At 45.4% G+C, this 18,551-nt stretch carries 17 protein-coding genes; 4 read left to right on the plus strand and 13 right to left on the minus strand.

What is annotated here, in order from left to right:
* Positions 1-113 precede the first annotated feature (113 nt).
* The 3 genes from PAENI_RS29045 to PAENI_RS29055 form a co-directional block, all read right to left on the minus strand.
* Complete coding sequence (locus tag PAENI_RS29045; RefSeq protein ID WP_149647643.1) at positions 114-2,792, minus strand: ComEC/Rec2 family competence protein; 2,679 nt, start codon at positions 2,790-2,792, stop codon at positions 114-116.
* Between the two features lie 117 nt (positions 2,793-2,909).
* A complete protein-coding gene (locus PAENI_RS29050; RefSeq protein WP_042191041.1) occupies positions 2,910-3,428 on the minus strand; it encodes a deoxycytidylate deaminase in 519 nt (172 codons plus the stop codon).
* 115 nt (positions 3,429-3,543) lie between these two features.
* Positions 3,544-4,182, minus strand: coding sequence for a ComEA family DNA-binding protein (locus PAENI_RS29055; RefSeq protein WP_149647644.1), 639 nt, complete (start codon positions 4,180-4,182; stop codon positions 3,544-3,546).
* 186 nt (positions 4,183-4,368) lie between these two features.
* On the opposite strand from PAENI_RS29055, the gene comER reads away from it, so the two are divergent.
* The gene (gene comER / locus PAENI_RS29060) at positions 4,369-5,220 is read left to right on the plus strand and encodes a late competence protein ComER (RefSeq protein WP_076284823.1); all 852 of its coding nucleotides are present in this window, start codon (positions 4,369-4,371) and stop codon (positions 5,218-5,220) included.
* 59 nt (positions 5,221-5,279) lie between these two features.
* On the opposite strand, the gene leuS is transcribed toward comER, so the two are convergent.
* The 6 genes from leuS to PAENI_RS29090 all read right to left on the minus strand — a co-directional run bounded on the left by leuS (position 5,280) and on the right by PAENI_RS29090 (position 12,219).
* Entirely contained in the window at positions 5,280-7,730 is a 2,451-nt protein-coding gene (gene leuS / locus PAENI_RS29065) for a leucine--tRNA ligase (protein ID WP_149647645.1), read from the minus strand.
* 517 nt (positions 7,731-8,247) lie between these two features.
* The gene (locus PAENI_RS29070) at positions 8,248-9,315 is read right to left on the minus strand and encodes an AI-2E family transporter (RefSeq protein WP_042191048.1); all 1,068 of its coding nucleotides are present in this window, start codon (positions 9,313-9,315) and stop codon (positions 8,248-8,250) included.
* Between the two features lie 233 nt (positions 9,316-9,548).
* The gene (locus PAENI_RS29075) at positions 9,549-9,758 is read right to left on the minus strand and encodes a hypothetical protein (protein ID WP_036677557.1); all 210 of its coding nucleotides are present in this window, start codon (positions 9,756-9,758) and stop codon (positions 9,549-9,551) included.
* Between the two features lie 14 nt (positions 9,759-9,772).
* A complete protein-coding gene (locus PAENI_RS29080; RefSeq protein ID WP_042191050.1) occupies positions 9,773-10,294 on the minus strand; it encodes a PRC-barrel domain-containing protein in 522 nt (173 codons plus the stop codon).
* A 99-nt stretch (positions 10,295-10,393) separates the two neighbouring features.
* Entirely contained in the window at positions 10,394-11,539 is a 1,146-nt protein-coding gene (locus PAENI_RS29085; RefSeq protein ID WP_149647646.1) for a cysteine desulfurase family protein, read from the minus strand.
* 230 nt (positions 11,540-11,769) lie between these two features.
* Positions 11,770-12,219, minus strand: coding sequence for a 2-thiouracil desulfurase family protein (locus PAENI_RS29090; protein WP_149647682.1), 450 nt, complete (start codon positions 12,217-12,219; stop codon positions 11,770-11,772).
* Positions 12,220-12,344: 125 nt separating this feature from the next.
* Between PAENI_RS29090 and PAENI_RS29095 the strand changes: the two genes are divergently transcribed.
* Positions 12,345-13,019 (plus strand): SOS response-associated peptidase, encoded by a 675-nt coding sequence (locus PAENI_RS29095; protein WP_076299696.1) that lies wholly within the window; start codon positions 12,345-12,347, stop codon positions 13,017-13,019.
* A 76-nt stretch (positions 13,020-13,095) separates the two neighbouring features.
* On the opposite strand, the gene PAENI_RS29100 is transcribed toward PAENI_RS29095, so the two are convergent.
* The 3 genes from PAENI_RS29100 to PAENI_RS29110 all read right to left on the minus strand — a co-directional run bounded on the left by PAENI_RS29100 (position 13,096) and on the right by PAENI_RS29110 (position 15,959).
* Positions 13,096-14,193, minus strand: a complete 1,098-nt coding sequence (locus tag PAENI_RS29100) for a glycosyltransferase family 4 protein (RefSeq protein ID WP_149647647.1) — start codon at positions 14,191-14,193, stop codon at positions 13,096-13,098.
* Between the two features lie 25 nt (positions 14,194-14,218).
* Positions 14,219-15,427: a glycosyltransferase family 2 protein gene (locus PAENI_RS29105; protein ID WP_149647648.1), complete on the minus strand. Its 1,209-nt coding sequence runs from the start codon at positions 15,425-15,427 to the stop codon at positions 14,219-14,221.
* A 157-nt stretch (positions 15,428-15,584) separates the two neighbouring features.
* The gene (locus PAENI_RS29110) at positions 15,585-15,959 is read right to left on the minus strand and encodes a hypothetical protein (protein ID WP_042191060.1); all 375 of its coding nucleotides are present in this window, start codon (positions 15,957-15,959) and stop codon (positions 15,585-15,587) included.
* Positions 15,960-16,158: 199 nt separating this feature from the next.
* On the opposite strand from PAENI_RS29110, the gene PAENI_RS29115 reads away from it, so the two are divergent.
* Positions 16,159-16,524 carry a hypothetical protein gene (locus PAENI_RS29115; protein ID WP_042191062.1) on the plus strand — a complete coding sequence of 122 codons (366 nt, stop codon included), beginning with the start codon at positions 16,159-16,161 and terminating at the stop codon, positions 16,522-16,524.
* A 33-nt stretch (positions 16,525-16,557) separates the two neighbouring features.
* On the plus strand, positions 16,558-17,775 hold the full coding sequence (locus PAENI_RS29120; protein WP_149647649.1) for a sialidase family protein: 1,218 nt from the start codon (positions 16,558-16,560) through the stop codon (positions 17,773-17,775).
* 223 nt (positions 17,776-17,998) lie between these two features.
* Here the strand turns inward: PAENI_RS29120 and cymR are convergent, their stop codons facing one another.
* Complete coding sequence (cymR, locus tag PAENI_RS29125; RefSeq protein ID WP_042191066.1) at positions 17,999-18,418, minus strand: cysteine metabolism transcriptional regulator CymR; 420 nt, start codon at positions 18,416-18,418, stop codon at positions 17,999-18,001.
* Positions 18,419-18,551: the final 133 nt, after the last annotated feature.

Here is an 18,551-nt window from a genome sequence, read left to right on the forward strand (position 1 = left end):
CTGTTGCACTTTATGCAATAGATACTATTAAAATTCAGAGAATTAGGCGTTTTCCTTCATTTTGAGTGTACAAAGTACAGTAGAATGAAGATCCAGCTATCTTGGATTGCGTTCTATTGCACAAAATGCAATGCCTCCACCAACTTATATCGCACTTCAACCCTCTCCGCCCGCACCCGCATCTGTATCTCCCCCTGCTGATCCGTCCGGAATATAGATGCTTGGTTATCTTGAAATCGCTCCAACACCTCAGCTTTCGGGTGACCATACAGATTATTGACACCCGCAGAAATCACCGCTGCTGCAGGCTGCCAGAATTTTAACCAAGCTTCGCCAGAAGATGTCTTGCTCCCATGGTGAGCCACCTTCAGCACATCAATGACAGGTCCAGCGCTGATCCCCTTTTGCTTAGCCTCCTCTACAATCTCCTCCTCGGCTTCCAGATCCATATCTCCTGTGAATAGAAAGTTCCTACCATTCATCTCTAAGCGAAAAGCTACCGAATCGTGGTTCTGATCTTCAAGTAAAGGAATGCCATTCTGATAAGGAGTACCCGACGCTTCTCCATCCCTACCCTCCGGCCATAAAAAGGACAGCTCCGTCTGATCATCCGGGGAAAGAGTCATTCCTTGATGCACAGCATACAACTGAACATCCCTCTCTAGTGCAGTCCTCATCATTCCCATATAAAACTCGCGATCAACAAACGTTCCATTAAAAAGCAACGCCGAAACTGGAATTTCTTCCAACACGGCTTGGAGTCCTCCGGCATGATCCTGATCTCCATGTGTCAAAATAATCGCATCTAAACGGTGGATACCACGTTTTTTCAGCAGAGGCACCAGCACTTTAGCGCCAACCTCGAACGGACTTCGGCGAACGCGCCACTCTTCTTTTTGACCAAAGTTTAAGGTTCCACCACCGTCCACTAGAATATGTGCTCCGATCGGTGTAGTGATGAGAATACTGTCGCCTTGTCCGATATCCAGATAACTAATTGTACCTCTACCTGCTTGACCATCCGACTGATAACCCCTATACAGCAACATCCCCAGTCCAACTGCCAATAGTAGAACAATCGCTCCGCTCCAGCGTCCAACCTTAGAAGCACCAACAGCAATCTGTGCATTCCCCTCTCTCCCAAACCCACCGTGACTGTTCATAGATAAACCAGCCTCCGCTAAAGGTCTCGTCTCATCCTCCATATATTGCGGTGCAGAACGAGCTTCCTTTCCTAGCTTGGCAACATACAGCAGACCATACAACAAAACATAGTACACCCCGATCCACAGCAGTGAAGGCGAGCCCCAAATCAGTACTCCACCAGTAAATTTATTGATCCACTCCACAGCGTAAAAAGTAAAGTTATTCAGCAGCTCCGTAACATGTGCCAGTACTTTTGCTGCATCTTCCCACAGTCGTCCAAGCAGTAGCGCAAGTGTCCCAAGCGGCAATACTACAAAGGTAATAAAAGGCACAAAGACCAAATTGGCCACAAAGGACAGTAGCGAAAACTGATTAAAATAATAAACCGTCAGCGGAAACGAAACCAACTGAGCTACTAGAGTCACAGAGACGGCACCTTTTATCCAGCGTGGCAGTGTACTCAGAAGAGGATTCATTAGCGGAACGTAGACCATCAAACCCAGGGTCACCAGAAAAGACAGCTGGAAGCTGACACTAAGCAGCATATAAGGATTCCAGATCAACATAACCAGTGCCGATGCCGCCAAAATATTCAGTCCATCCTTCAACATTCCAACTCTTGCAGCGAGCAAGGCAATCATACTCATCAGCCCCGCTCGCACAATGGACGGACCCGCACCAGACAAGAGGACGTATACCGGAACGAGTAAGAAAGTGAGCGTTAGTGCGGTCTCTTTTGTCAGGCGTAAGCGTCTGAACAGAAATAAAAGAACACCTACATACACCGCTACATGCATACCTGAAATAGCGAGAATATGCGTCAAACCGAGCTGAGAGAACTGCTTAAAGGTATCCGGATCGAGATCATCCTGCATCCCAATGATTAAGCCCTTCATATACCCAGAGTGGCGTCCTTGAAAAAGTTGGTCCAGCTCTGCCCCAAGGGCCGTTCGCGCGCTGTCATTTAAGCGAAAAATCGTTAACGGACTCCATGAATCTGGCACGGTTACCCTTACATTTTCCACTCCCTGCCCCTTCAATAGCCAATGAATCTTCTTCGTATGTAAATAAGCACGATAATCGAAGCCTCCAAAATTACGCGCTACTGCCGGCTCTTCCAGCACGCCATTAAGCAGCACCTCTTCCCCTCTTCGCCACTCCGCAGCGACAGCAATTTCTTGCTCAGCCAGAAGTTTGATCTGCACCGATATTAACTCAACCTCCACCTTTTCACCCTGCTCTTCCACAAGATCAGATGCTTTTTCATCCCCTTCTGCAAGCAGGTTCATATGTGAGAGCTTCATTGTAAAATCAACCCGGTCCCCATCCCGTTCCACGACGGAAATGATCGTGCCTCTAGCTTCCACGGGGCTCCCATTCAGCTCTGCAATCGTGCTACCCAGCGCTTTAGGAATTCCGCTAATATTGCGAGCTTCGTTCCACTCCCAATATCCAGCCGCTAAAGAAATGGATAAACACAACACGGCTATGTATTTCCAGCTCACTGTTCCCCACACCCTCAGACTCACCAGTAAAAGTATTAATCCAGCCCACGCTAACAGCAGTCCGTTCCCTGAGCTTAAGCAAGCCGCTGCGCTTCCAGCCACCCAACATACTGTAAAGCTTAACAAGGGTCTTTCCTTCACGTGCCCATCCCCCTTTCACAATACTGGATACAAAAAAAGAACCTCTGCATACGCCATAAAAGCGCACGAGAGGTTCTTCCTCAAGCCATCTTATTAAATTGGTGTTATACAGATCAGCTATTCCGATACTTTGATCATCGTTTCACTTGGCGGCTCATAGTTCTCCAATTGACGAAATATGATACCCTTGGCAGCCATCATCGCTTCAACCTTTTCCATATCCTTACGGTAAGGTCGGTAATACACGATTTCCACGATACCACTGTTCGCCAGCATATTGGCGCAGGTCCAGCAAGGCTCATCTGTCACATAGACGGTACTGCCTTCCCGATCGATTCGGTCTGTAAATAGCAATAGATTCTGTTCAGCATGAATAGTCCGAATACAGCGCTGTTTCTTCACCATTGTCTCTACGCCATCCACGATTTCCATTTCATATTGCTCTGAGAGCATACAGCCTGCCTCTGAACAATCAGGTACGCCCATTGGCGCCCCGTTGTACGCTGTTCCTAGCAACTTCTTGCCTTGTACCAGCACAGCACCCACATGTCGGCGATTACAGCGTGAACGAGTTGAGACCATGCAGGCAATGTCCATGAAGTAAGTATCCCAGTCTTTACGATAAGCAGCAGTCATAATCAATCTCCATATCCTTCTAAATAGTTGTTAACTATTGTAGCACATCCCCGCAAGTATTCACTAGGACAACGGTTGTAGCACATTCAACAGTACCTTCAATACCCTTATATCTTCAAAATATTACTAAAGACTTTAGCTTTTCAAGCATTTTGGGCCCGATCCCCTTCACCTTCCCCAAATCTGACAGACTACGAAAAGCCCCTTCACGGTTGCGGTAATCGATTATAGTCTGGGCCTTCTTCTCTCCGATGCCCGGAAGATCCATCAGCTCCTTAGCACCCGCAGTGTTCACATTTATTTTTCCTTCCTGTGAAGCGACTGACGTGGTAACCTCAAGCGCCTCCAAAGCATTCTCTCCAGTAACTGTTGTCCCCTTTTCATCTACTGGAGTCGGGACAGTATGATCTACTTGTGCAGTATCCTTCACCTTCTGAGCAGCATCAGACTTATCACTAACTTCAGCCTTTCCAGCACTTTCAGTTTTCCCAGAAGCATCAGTCTTCCCAATAGCTTCGGCTCCCACTGTAACTTTCCCAGCACTTTGCTTATCTACCTTCGTCTGCTGGCCTCCCACTTTGCCCTCTGTAGCCGAAGCTTCATCTGGCTCAGCGACTCCAATCGCTTGCTCCATGCGTCCATTCAAGGTTTCCCATCCGGCAATGCCGGAATCCCCCTTGCTCCCTGCAGACCATAGCAACCCACCACCCAGTAGAGCTACAACAACTCCGAGCACTATATTCCCTTTATTCAAAATGCGCTCCCCCTCACGAAAATTCGTCCTATACTTTTTTGTGAATCTTCATACATTCCTTTAATTGGAATTCCCTTTAATAATTCATACAAAACCTGTCATTTGTCCAAGGCTATCCTGCATACATATAACGAAGAGAATTCATGTCAGTTAGTAAAAAGCAATGCTAGAAAGGAGGAACCACAGGTGAAAGTAGGATTTATCGGAACAGGCAGCATGGGCAGCCTGCTGATCGACGCCTTTCTTTCTTCCGGAGCGCTAGAACCATGTGATGTGCTTGCCAGCAACCGCAGCCTGAACAAGCTGCTGGAGCTTGAGAAGCGTCACCCCGGCATTTCCATTTGCGGAAGCAATAGGGAGACAGCGTTAGGAAGTGATATCGTTTTTTTATGCGTAAAGCCACTTGAATTTAAAACATTAACAGATGAGATCGGCTCATGTCTCCGGAGTGAGCAAATTGTCGTATCCATTACAAGTCCAGTTCAATTGCATCATCTGGAATCCGCTTTGCCGTCCAAAATTGCCAAGATCATCCCAAGCATTACGCACTGCGTCAAGAGTGGGACTTCACTGTGCATATTTGGCAGCAGGCTTAATAAAGAAGACAGGCTTGTACTGCTACAGCTATTGTCTTTCATAGGTGTTCCCTTAGAAATCCAAGAAGCACATACCCGAATCGCTTCTGATTTCTCCAGCTGTGGACCTGCGTTCTTAAGCTATTTCATTGAGCGCTGGATAGAAGCAGCCGTTGAGGCCACTGGAATTGAAGAGACATTAATCAGCCGACTCGCTGGTGAAATGCTCCTTGGAACAGGCAAATTGCTGACAGAAGGGGAGTTTACCCCACAAGAGCTTCAAGAACGGGTCGCTGTTCGCGGTGGCATTACCGCAGAAGCGTTAAACCACTTACGTACCAGTCTAGATGGTGTATTTGAACGCCTCATCACGACAACGCATGATAAATATGATGAGGATGTTATTAAGCTTGATGAGCTATTCGGACACGACACTATTAATCAGGGTCCTAAAGAACGTTAGAACAACAAAGCCCGCAGCACGGATTTCTCCGATGCTGCGGGCAGAATTGCGTTCTTCGCTTAACCCACTACAATATTTACAAGCTTGCCAGGAACCGCAATAATCTTGCGTACGGTTTTACCTTCTACAGCTGCACTCACACTAGGAAGTGACAGCGCATGAGCTTGCATTTCTTCCTGACCCATATCCAACGGAATCAGGTCGCGTTGTACGATTTTACCATTAACTTGAATAACGATTTCAACCTCAGCATCGACTGTCCATGCTTCATCATAAGTTGGCCAAGCCACATAGCTGATGCTTCCTTCATGACCAAGCAGTTGCCACAGCTCTTCAGCAATATGCGGCGCCAGTGGTGACAACATTTGCACAAAGTGTTCGGCAGCTTCATGGGACAAGGTTTCTTGCTTGTAGGCATCGTTAATGAAAATCATCAACTGGCTAATCGCCGTATTGAAACGCAGATGTTCGAAATCCTCAGTGACTTTCTTAATCGTTTTGTGCCAAGTACGTTTGAACTCTTCCGTACCGCCATCTGCTGTGATTTTGGAATTGAGCTTACCTTCCTCATTCACGAACAGGCGCCATACACGGGACAAGAACCGGTGAACCCCTTCAACACCCTTTTCATTCCAAGGTTTGGTTGCTTCCAGAGGGCCCATAAACATTTCATAGACACGCAGTGTATCCGCACCGAAAGCTTCAACAATTTCATCTGGGTTGATGACATTTCCGCGTGATTTACTCATTTTTTCATTATTATTTCCAAGAATCATGCCTTGGTTAACCAGCTTATGGAACGGTTCTTTCGTTTCCACGACGCCGATATCATAAAGCACCTTGTGCCAGAAACGTGCATAGAGCAAGTGAAGTACGGCATGCTCCGCTCCGCCAATGTACAGATCCACTGGAAGCCATGCTTTTTGCTTCTCAGGGGAGCACAGCTCTTGATCGTTTTTCGGATCAATATAACGCAGGTAGTACCAGCAGCTGCCCGCCCATTGCGGCATGGTGTTGGTCTCACGGCGAGCCTTCATACCAGTCTCAGGATCGATCGTTTCCACCCACTCTGTTACATTGGCAAGTGGAGACTCCCCAGTACCCGATGGTTTGATCGCATCTACATCAGGCAGTACCAGTGGCAGCTGATCAACCGGAACAGTCTTCATTGTACCGTCTTCCAGATGCAGAATTGGAATCGGCTCTCCCCAGTAGCGTTGACGGCTGAACAGCCAATCACGCAGACGATAGGTTACTTTACCTTTACCTACGCCCTTCTCTTCCAGCCAAGCAATCATCTTCGCAATCGCTTCTTCATTCTTAAGCCCATTCAAGAAATCAGAATTGACATGCGGTCCGTCTCCGGAATACGCCTCTTCTTCAACGTTGCCACCTTGTACGACTTCTACGATATTCAGGCCGAATTGTTTAGCGAATTCCCAGTCGCGCGTATCGTGACCTGGAACCGCCATGATCGCACCCGTTCCATATCCTGCAAGTACATAATCTGCAATCCAGATCGGTGCCTTGGCGCCATTCACAGGATTGATTGCATACGCTCCCGTGAATACACCGCTCTTCTCTTTAGCCAAATCTGTACGTTCCAGATCGCTCTTATGAGAAGCTTTCACACGATATTCTGCAATCGCTGCACGTTGTGCTTCTGTTGTAATGGCATCAACCAGTTCATGCTCTGGTGCTAATACGCAGTAGCTAGCTCCGAACAATGTATCTGGACGTGTTGTAAACACGGTCAGGCTAGCATCGTGACCTTCAATTTCGAAGTTCACTTCTGCACCTGTGGATTTGCCGATCCAGTTGCGCTGCATATCCTTGATGCTTTCAGACCAATCCAGCTCTTCCAGATCTTCAAGCAGACGCTCAGCATATTCAGTAATTCTCAGAATCCACTGACGCATCGGTTTGCGGACAACCGGATGTCCTCCGCGCTCACTTTTACCATCAATAACTTCTTCGTTGGCAAGTACTGTACCCAGTGCCTCGCACCAGTTAACAGGTACTTCTGCTACATAAGCCAAGCCTTTGTTGTACAACTGGATGAAAATCCACTGCGTCCATTTGTAATAATCTGGATCTGTAGTGCTGATCTCGCGATCCCAGTCGTAGGAGAAACCCAGCGATTTGATCTGACGACGGAAATTATCGATGTTCTTATCTGTAAAATCACGTGGATGCTGACCTGTGTCCATTGCATACTGCTCTGCAGGAAGTCCAAAAGCATCCCAGCCCATTGGGTGCAGCACGTTAAAACCACGCATCCGTTTGTAACGGGATACGATATCCGTTGCTGTGTAGCCTTCTGGATGACCTACGTGCAGTCCTGCACCTGAAGGGTACGGGAACATATCCAGTGCATAGAAATTCGGTTTGGTTGGATCTTCACCTGTCTTAAAACTTTTGTTCTCATCCCAGAACTTTTGCCACTTGGGTTCAATAGCCTGCGCCCGGTAACCGCCGGCAGGTATACTGTTTGTTTGATTGTCGCTCATTGTCTGCTCCTCCTTGGAGTGTTACTACTTAGATTTCTTAACCAAGCATAAACTGCCATCGGCATCCTTATAAGGACGGTAAGCGTTTATGCGAGAAATATAAGACATGAAGTATTTCGTGAAACCTATACCCTCTTATATTTACAAAAAAACCTCCCATCCCTAGCGTATTATCGCTAGGGACGAGAGGTTATAATTCCCGTGGTACCACCCTAGTTAGCGGCTGAATATACTTTATTCTGCCACTCACTTTGCACCCTTTAGCGGGGGTGAGGCGACGGCGGTTCACCTAGGACATCCATTATGTCTAGTGGATATCCTGAAACTTGCGCCGTTACTCCGAGGTGAGTTCACTCCGTTCCGTTAACCGGCTCGCACCTTAGTGCCGGCTCTCTGCAATAACGGTATAGAATTAATACTCCTCATCATCGATCAACTATATATACCGACTGTTCATCAGTAATATTCCCCAACATTATATACAAAACTGTTGACTATAGTCAATGTTTTACCCTATTTACACGGGCTTTCGTTTGATTAAATACGTCATAAAGTGTTGAATAACGACTTTTGCAGCCGCGAAGAACGGTACAGCAAGGATAAGTCCGATCATTCCCGCCAATTCACCGCCAACCAGAAGCGCAAAAATAATTAGCAGTGGATGCAAATGCAGTTTCTTTCCCACCACCTGTGGTGAAATAATGTTACTTTCCACGATTTGGCACACTGTGTTAACCACTGCAACCAACAGCACTAAACGAAAAGAAACAGTCGAAGCCATTACAATGGCTGGTGCAGCCCCCAAAAAGGGACCCATATACGGAACAATATTGAACACTGCCACCACACTCGCAAACAGTAAAGCATACGGCATTCCGATGATGGCATAACCGATATAAGCAAGCACACCTATAATAATGCAGACCAGAAACTGTCCACGAATGTAGTTGCCGAGTGCATCATCGATATCTTTTAACAAAGTTACAATAGACTTGCGGCGTGCGCGTGGCAGACAAGACACCACCGTCCGCTCAAACACATCAAAATCCTTCAGAATATAGAACACTAGAAACGGTACGATGAAAGCATTGAACAGCACATTAATCGTTGTCCCTATATTATCGAGAAAATTAGAAATCCCTTCGGCGAGACGACTTTCCAATTGAAAAAACCAGTTGTTCATCCCCATCTCGACCCCGGGCGGGATTAGTCTAGAATTCATATGTCGCATCAGCCCTTGGGCTTGCAGCGTCATCTCTGGCAAATGTTCATTCAACTCTTCAAGCTGCTCGATAAACATCGGGATAAGGTTAATTGCAATCACTGCAATCGCCGTTAGGAATACTGCATATATAAGTAGAACAGCTACACTACGCGGCATCTTCCGTCCGGCCAGCATACTAACGACGGGATTCAGCACGTAGGAAATAATCATAGCTGCCAGAAATGGAGCGAGGATTGCCTTCAAAAATACAAATATCCCCTGCAGCATCGGACGAAGCAACCAAACAAAATACAAAATGATCAGGGAGAGCAGCACTCCGATCATCCAGCGGAACCACTTACTTTGGGACCATTGCTCCATGAGTGTACCCTCCTGCGACTGTAGCCTGGACTAGCTTCGTAAATAAGTATATGTATGGTCGCAGCAAAATAACCATCAAGCACACAAAATAACCCCACAAAGTGAAGCCTTTGCTTCGATGCTTTGCGGGGAACCAAAAAAAAGCGCCAATAACCCTGCAGCTGATTTCAACTGAAAGGAGATTGACGCTTTAAGTACATAGATCATTCTTGCTTACAAAGCAAGATTCATAGTTAAGACGACGCATGAATTTGCGGGAAATCCTGAGTCATATCATCCCCGGAGAAGAGGTCGTCCAGCGAGCTGAGTGTGCCATCTTCTTCAACTTGATACACCGACATTTTCTCGCCGTTTACCGTCAATTCAATGAAACAGCCCCAGCAATAGAACTGGTGGGAACCAATCTTTCCGATATCTTTGGAGTTACAGTTTGGACACTTCATATAATACATTCCACCTATCCGTTAACAATATTAATGGCTTTTTGTAGCCGTTCTTCGCTCATTGCAGGAACCATTAGAGCATTCTCACCAATGGACATCTCATCAGAACAAGGCAGCCATTTGCGGCCTTCGATCAAATCAGTCACAAGCCCGTCACTGATTTCCAGCGCTCCTATTGTGTTTCCCAACTTTTGGTCAAAATAAACATCCGATATTCGTCCAAGTATAGTTCCAGTTGTAGTCAGTACTTTCAAATCCTTAAGTTTGTTCTTTCCTAGTAGAAAAGTACAAGGTATATGATCGGCATCTGTCTTATCAATCGACTCTTTACTACGAATCATGACAGCATCCTCGCCGTAGGCCACAATATCTTTCCATGCCACAAATTTCACATGGCCACCAAAAAAAGATTTGCTTTCCAGTTCAATACCCGTAATATTCCAGTTTGAATCGAGTAGAATATCGACAATCTTGCCGATTTCATTCCCCTCTTCAACTTCAAATACAGCCAAGCCGATCAGATCTTGTAGTCTCATGGCTGCCTCGGTCCCCTCACTTTGAGTGTACTTACGAGTTCTCAGAAAGCCAAAAGCCCGAATCGCCCCGATACAGATCGAAACCTAGAGTAACTAGTCTCATTTACGTAGGCGATTCAAAATGGTTTCAACTTTTCGAGCAACGTACTCGATTTCTTCAGTAGTATTACCCAAACCGATACTAAATCGAATCGCAGACTCTAAAATATTTTGGGGAAGTCCCATTGCTTTCAGAACATGAGATATTTCCAGGGATCCTGAGGTGCAAGCCGAACCACTTGCTGCCGCAATCCCCTCCATATCCAGGTTCATCAGCATAACATCTGTCCCAGCCCCTGGGAAGCTCAAATTCAGAATACTAGGCAAAAACTCCTCGGTATTACCGTTAAGCGAGTAACGCTCCCGTCCAATCAGAGTATCCAGCTCCTCGAGTAGTCTACTGCGTAGGAGCTTCATATTCTGTTGACGTTCTGACAGACCCTTAACCGCTATTTCAACGGCTTTGGCAAACCCAGCTGCTCCGGCTAGATTCTCTGTTCCGGCACGTCTGCCGCGCTCCTGAAGGCCGCCATGAAGTCTTGGATGCAGTGGCGCTCCGCTTCGAACGTATAAACCACCGATCCCTTGAGGCCCATTGATCTTATGAGCAGTAAAGCTCATGTAATCTACTGGAAGCTCTCGGAGTGTAATAGGGAGTGCACCTAGAGCTTGTACAGCATCTACATGGAACAGAATTCCCCGTTCTCTAGCAAGCTGACCAATCTCCTGGATAGGCTGAACGGTGCCGACTTCATTATTGGCATACATTACGCTGATCAACACCGTGTCTTCCTGCAATGCAGCCTCTACGTCTGTAACAGATACCCTGCCCGTCCAATCCACAGGGAGATAGGTAACTTTGAAGCCTTCCTTCTCTAGCTCTTCGCAGGTATGTAACACTGCATGATGCTCGATCTGGGTGGTGATAATATGTTTTCCTTTATGGGAAACTGCAGCTGCTGCTCCATAGAGCGCTAAATTGTCGCTCTCGGTGCCGCCTCCAGTGAACACCCACTCGTCAGGTGAACAGCCCAAAAAGGCGGCGATATTATCGCGCGCCCCGTTCAATATTCTTTTAGCTGAACGCCCGAACTGATGTACACTCGATGCATTTCCGTATTGTTCTGTCATTATATTCAGCATGACCTTAGCCACCTCGGGATGAACCGGGGTTGATGCGGCGTGGTCCAAATAGATGGATTTCATATTCATTTCTCCGCTTCTAGAGTATAGGAAACTAGTTCTTCTAAAAATATAAGAAGGTATAAGTTTCACATTATACATTATCCTTATATTTCTCGCTTAAACGCTAACCGTCCTAAAAAGGACGCCGAAGACGTTTATACTTGGAACTATTAAATTATACCGCGCGAGAAGTGAGTTTTCCACAAGCGAAAGAACACAATATTGTAATCATTTCCCTATGAAAGCTAGGATTATAGTAGCCAGTTCTCTTCAGAGGTTACCTCAATGCCATTTTTTCTAAGTAAAGCTGTAGTAACGCCATTTCCGGCTATTTTCTTCCCTTTGAATTCCCCATTATAAATCATACTGCTGCCGCAAGAAGGACTGTTTTCTTTAAGCACTACCATCGTAGCTGATACCTCTTGGGCTTTTGCAAGCGTGATATAAGCACCCTTTAAATACATATCTGTAACATCTGTACCTGATCGATCCACTACTTTAGCCGTCCCTGCCAGCACATCCTCGCCATTCCCACCAATGATTTCGGCTGGTTCTCTAGGCGTTGAGAAACCTCCCAGCAACTCTGGACACACAGCAATAGCTTGATTCTCATTCAAAAGCTTCTGAATTTTCTCATCCAAACAATCCGTACCATTATATCTCACCTTCATGCCAGCTAGACAAGAGCTTACCAAAATCACCAATGAGCACCTCTTTCTTCATTCATTCCGCTTCGTTTATAATAAGAAATATTCCGAGCATAACATGATGAAATTAAGCTGTAAACGGAGTGAACTTCTAATCTACTGACTGGGGAGTGTAAATAATGTGCGGACGCTATACAATAACCGTCACTATGGAAGAGTTGATGGTCAGATATTTTGCGAATGATTCAACCATTATCCACTATGCCCCTAAATATAACGCCGCGCCCATGCAGCAAATTCCGGCAGTCATTCATACAGGTTCCAGCAATAAGCTCGGGGAACTGCGTTGGGGCCTGGTTCCTTCATGGGCAAAGGATGACAAAATCGGCAATAAAATGATCAATGCCCGGGCAGAATCGCTGCTGGAGAAACCTTCTTTCAAGCGCTTAGTAAGCTCACGCCGCTGCATCATCCCATCTGACGGCTTCTACGAATGGAAGGTGCAGGGCAGCAGCAAACAACCCATGCGGATCGTGATGCGCGATGGAGGTATTTTCTCTATGGCCGGATTATATGATATTTGGATGGACCCTGAGGGTAATAAACTAAGTACCTGCACGATTATAACGACTACTCCGAACGAGCTTATGGCTGAAATCCATAATCGCATGCCGGTTATTTTGAAGCCTGAGGATGAGACAGAATGGCTGGATCGGGGCAATCAGGACACTACCTCTCTAATAAAGCTCCTGAAACCGTATGATCAACAACTAATGCGAGCCTATCCAGTTTCCATGGCTGTCGGAAATGTTAGGAATGATGCAAAGGAATTAATTGAAGAGGCGCAGAAATAGAAGGATAATTTATAACGTAAGCATATAAATTCTTATATTTAAAAAAACATCTTAACCCTGCGGCATAACCGCAGAGTTAAGACCATCGACGCTCGATCTTAGACCGGCGTCTCATCAATTGATGAGACATCTGGAGAAATCTATCCGCATACAGCCCGGAGGAAAGATTGTTTCGGATATGCCATTCGCCATTCATCCTAATTCTGTCCCGCAGTGCTGGATCATGCATTAAAGATAAAGCAGCATTCACAGCTTCATCCAGCTGCCCTCTTGTGTATATTTTTCCAGTATGATTATTAATGACAAGTCTCCGAATGCCATCCGAATCCGTAGTAAGAACAGGACAACGACACAACATTGCCTCGGCTACGGCGTACCCAAATCCCTCGAGAATAGAGGTGGAACAGAGTAGACCACCCGAATCACCAATAATGCTCATATAATCTGCCATTTGCCCGTGAGGAACATTGGAATGCGAAATCAAACGTGAGGAAATCCCTGTCTCGGCTACAAATTGTTCGAAGCTCTCTTTTTGCTCCGGCTCAAACAAAGTATCGTCCTGAAAAATCCATAAATAAAGCTCGGGATGGATCGCCAGCAGCCGTTGTCCGATTTGTAGAAATTCTCTCCAGTTCTTATTCGTTTGAATTCGTCCCACCCAGCCGAGGATGGGAAAGCTTTTTGCGGGATAATTGGTATATCCAAACTGATCGCAATCGATCGGATTGTCAAAGCAATATTGAGGAATAGATGGAAATCCACCTTTAAAAAGCGTCTGCAAATGAGTGGTTTCTGGATAGAGCAGTGCATCGGTTAGCTTGTGAATCCGCTCATTAAAATTACTAATAACTTGCTCCGCTTCATCTAAGGTCCCCAATCCCTGCACCTCAAAAACAAGCGGCCCCTTGTAACCAAACCTTCTAAACCTCTCCGCTAAGTAAATATCCGTACACACTACAATCAAGTCAAAAACTTCCCGAGTGAGCAGTCCCCTGATCTCGTCATCATTATTGGTAATATAGGTTTGAATATTAGGGATATTTTGCTGCCCTTTTCCAGGGTGTGTGTACAACAAATGACACTCTACACCGTGATCATGTAATGCTTGGCAGCGCACTCGGTTCAGGGTCTGCATACCGCCGCTCGGGTTGAAGAAGGTGAACAAAATCTTCATTACGATCACTCATTCACATATTATTTTAGGAAAAATAGATCTTCAACAAATCATACAAATCTGTGCTTCGAAACAGCTCATTATAGTAGTGATTTTTAGTCGATGGGACATGTCTATGCCGGAATCCAATCAAGCTATGATCATCCGTATAATAATTGGAGATCGTGTCTCCACCGGTAGTAATCAAAGCCTCCAGCATGTATTCAATATCGAGTGCTCCGATGAAAATCTTAGGACCTAAAACTATCGTGTAGGGAGTGGACAAGTGCTCTAGCGCTCCACAAATCGCGTGCGACTCCACAACTCCTGGCATGTAAACAAACTCTGTTGCAGGATGAGGGATTGAACCTATTAGAACAGATGGTTGACCCGTAAGTGATAAATCCAGCACCCGACACTCATAATTGCTATACGTCTGTTCATACAAATTCTCTATCCTCGCTATTTCCTCCGCACCAGCATTTACTACAGGAAATAAAACGGTAATCATAGGACGAATCCCTCTACGGAATCGCGCCTGATGGCGGGTCAAGTGGTACGTATATCTCCATCTCCGATGATTTTCAGTGGAATGTAACTGTGCAGATACACTAAAGGTAGAGTCCACGCGATAATTCACCAGCTCCACGGGGATAAAGCGAATATCACAATGTTCAGCAAGTCTCAGCCAGTAATCATAATCCTCCACCGGCTCCATTCCGTACCCCCCAACAAGCTTCGCAACCTGCGATTTGTACATGAAAGAAACACCAATAAGCGAGTAATCCAGCAATCTCTCTTTGGGCTGTGACTGGTAATTTCGCTGAGTAGCTAGCTGATGCTCGTTATGAAGTAGGTTTCCCTCGTTATCTATACTTTGAAAAGAACTGTACACGATTCCTAGCTCCTGCGGCCCCTTCACTAGTGCCTCTCGAAGGATTTCGAGAAAACGGGGTTCATAAACATTATCGCTGGAGACCCAGCTCAAATACTGAATACTGGGTTCGCTAAATAAAAGATCAAAGCCCGTATTCAGCGCATGTGCAATACCCCTGTTCTGTACATAAGAGATAATAGTTACCCTTGGATCCTCAGCAATTATTGATCTCACAAGAGGTTCCATATCTGGTGCACCATCAATTACAATGATCAGTCGAAATTCGGTGAAGGTTTGGCGCAGAACAGACTCCAGAGCTTGCCGGAGGAATTCCGGCTTTTGGGTATACAAAGGCATAACTACTCCTACATCCACCATGATTTTTACCTCTCTCTACATTGGAGTATAAAATTAGTATATTTAAATTCCACCTTTGTGCCTGTGTGAATGCCTCTAAGAGGATTTATTGCGCCTAAAAAAGAAGCAACCACCCAATTCTCATCGGTGGTTGCTTCTTGATTTCCCCAAAATACTGTTATACAGGTAAAGAAAGAGCGGTAATCTCCGTTAATTCAGATTGAAGCACTCTCTGTTCTGTAACAAGATTTCCGAACTCATCCAATCCGTACATGGAGCACACCACATTAGCCAATGGATAAGGACTACTTACCTGAACCTCGTAAGCGACATTCCCTGCAATGAAGAACTCTCTGACATCAGAACTCATTGCTGGAACATAATAACCTGTGACATACAGTGGTGTTAGTGCAAGCGTTGAATATGGAACGCCGAAAACTTCGACGATCATCATTGCACTCGCGTTACTTGTGTTGCGAACGCTGACCACTACATTACTTGCTGCAGTACCAGTAGCTCTCGTATTAGTAATAAGACCTGTTGTAAAAGCCATTTCCATCACTCCTCCCCTCATTTTCTATCAATTTATTCAGGAATAATTTGTAAGTTGCGAGGCAAGAGGAAGGGGAGATTCATGGAATAATAGCATACCTCTCATATTTTCAATTTCCGCGATTTTTCTGATTCCCTTGTCCAAACACAATGAATCTCAATTCATATATATATAGCAAACTAATAAAGAGGTGAAGCTCATGGCAACAACAACAGGCATCATTACGAACACAGGTACTACCCCAGCATCCAACGTGGTCATTAATATCGATAATGACAACCTTAGTTTTTCATCTAACGTAGTCTATCACGTTTACGTATGGAATACCTTGGTTAGTAAAGGTTTAGTCTACTCCAACTCATTAAATGTTAATGCGAACACCAGCCAGTTTCTCAGTTTTAATATCGCAGGCAATTCAGCTTATGAAGTCCAATTTCTCGTAACTGGAAACGCACCGGCAGACACGATTATCACGGTGTTCGGAACGGATTCGTCAGGAAACGTCATCCCCCATCAAAGAGTGCTGCAATCCGAACTTACTTTCATAGCTCAGCTGAACCCGTAAGTAACGAAAACTCTATGACGAAAGGAGCTTAGCATGGCTAATATTCAAATTTCGCCGAGCGCAAGTGCTCAATTTGAGCCCACCATCGCGGTAAATTGGCTTAATCCTTCGGTTATGGTCGCCGTAGCTGTAGATCTTCGAACAGGCCCTCCCAATATAGGTTTGTACAAATCTATTGACGCAGGTACCACTTGGACAACAACATTATTACCGTTACCGACAGGATTTGCAGGCATCGAAGCACCACATATTGATTATATTTTTCCGACCACGTTCGTAGTATTGGCTCACGCCTTCGATTCAGACGGTCTCAGCGGGTCGATCGTATCCTATACATCTGCCGACAACGCATCTTCATTCGGACCGCCAGTCATCGTGAATCAAGGGTTTGGGCAGTTTGTAAATGATGATCAGGTAGTCGTTGTCACCGACAAAGCTGGATCAAGTCCCTTTTTTGGAAATGTATATACTGGTTATACGCATGATTACAACACACAATTCATACCGGGAAATACGATATTCTTCAATCGTTCCCTAGATAACGGTAATACCTATTCCAGTCCCTCCCTGCTGTCTTCGGTCGAAGAATTCGAAGAATTCCCCGGTATAGCAATTACATTAAATGGGATTGTTATCGTGGGATGGATCAATCAGCCTCCCGGTAATACTGATCTAAAAATTCGCACATCCCCAGACGGCGGGGTCACTTTCACCCCTGAAACCATGGTCGCCAGCGTTGTAGTCCCACCAGATCCATTGCCGGGATATACATTTAGATGTCTAACATACCCTTCCCTCGCAGCGGATATTTCTAATGCACCGACGACACGAGGGAATGTATATGCTGTATGGCAAGATTTTCGAGAAGGTTATTCCGATATTTTTCTTGCTACTTCCACCAATTTCGGTGTGGATTGGGGTACACCAATCTCCATTACGGGCAGTCCAGCGGGCTCCCAAAACTTTTTCCCAGCCATCACCGTGTCCCCTGCGGATGGTGCAATATTCGTTACCTATTACACTAATCGAGTCAATCCCCTCAACCTTGATGTTTATCTAGCTACATCTAGAGATGGGGGGATGACGTTTACAAACACCCGTATAACGACAACTTCCTTTGACGTCACCGGTATTCCCCTAATTGGGGACTACATCGGCAATGCCATTGTCCCCCAAACAGGCCGTCTAGTGAGCGTATGGACGGACACGCGGACCGGTACAGAGAACATCTGGTTTGGTGATAATCAATAAGCTATTAATAAACTTCTGATGATTAATTAAAAGGATGCCGAGCGAATATAGGGCATCCTTTTTTTTGCGTAACGAGTGTAACCTGGACCTTTCTCCCGGTAATCGAGAAGACAAGCTTCATTGATTACTCTGAATGTGATTTCCCCATTAAAAAAGCCCCCAAAAAGGGGGCTTAAACATCGATAATGCTATAACTTTAAGTTTTTTATTCCAAATACATTAACTATATGTAGAACATATAGTTGTCAGCCAAGCTCTCTTCTTTATAATTAATCAAGTCATGAAGAGTCGTGGAATCTAGTACGTCGGCGATGCTATCGCGAATACGCAGCCATAAATCGCGTTTTGCTGCATCGTCTTCTTCAGTAAAATCTACTGGAGAGATTGGGCCCTCTAGCACACGAATGATGTCACCCGCTGTGATAGCACTAGCCTCACGTGATAAAATGTATCCACCGTATGCACCACGAATACTTTTTACCAGTCCTGCGTTACGCAGAGGAGCAATTAGCTGCTCCAGATAGTGTTCAGAAAGTCCATTTTTCTCAGCGATACTCTTAAGTGAGGTCGGTCCTTCACCAAATTTCAGTGCAAGCTCCATCATAATTGTTAGTCCGTAACGTCCTTTGGTTGATATTTTCAAAGGGGCACCTCTTTCGGTTTAGTGTCTAGTTATTGTATACTATTGATTCGGTAAGTCATGCGTTTGTAATATCAAGGTATTCCGATGATTACTCTTAGTTTATGTTATCATATTCGAAGTCACAAATGAAATG

It is taken from the genome of Paenibacillus sp. B2(2019) (assembly GCF_008370385.1).
Classification (GTDB): domain Bacteria; phylum Bacillota; class Bacilli; order Paenibacillales; family Paenibacillaceae; genus Paenibacillus_AQ.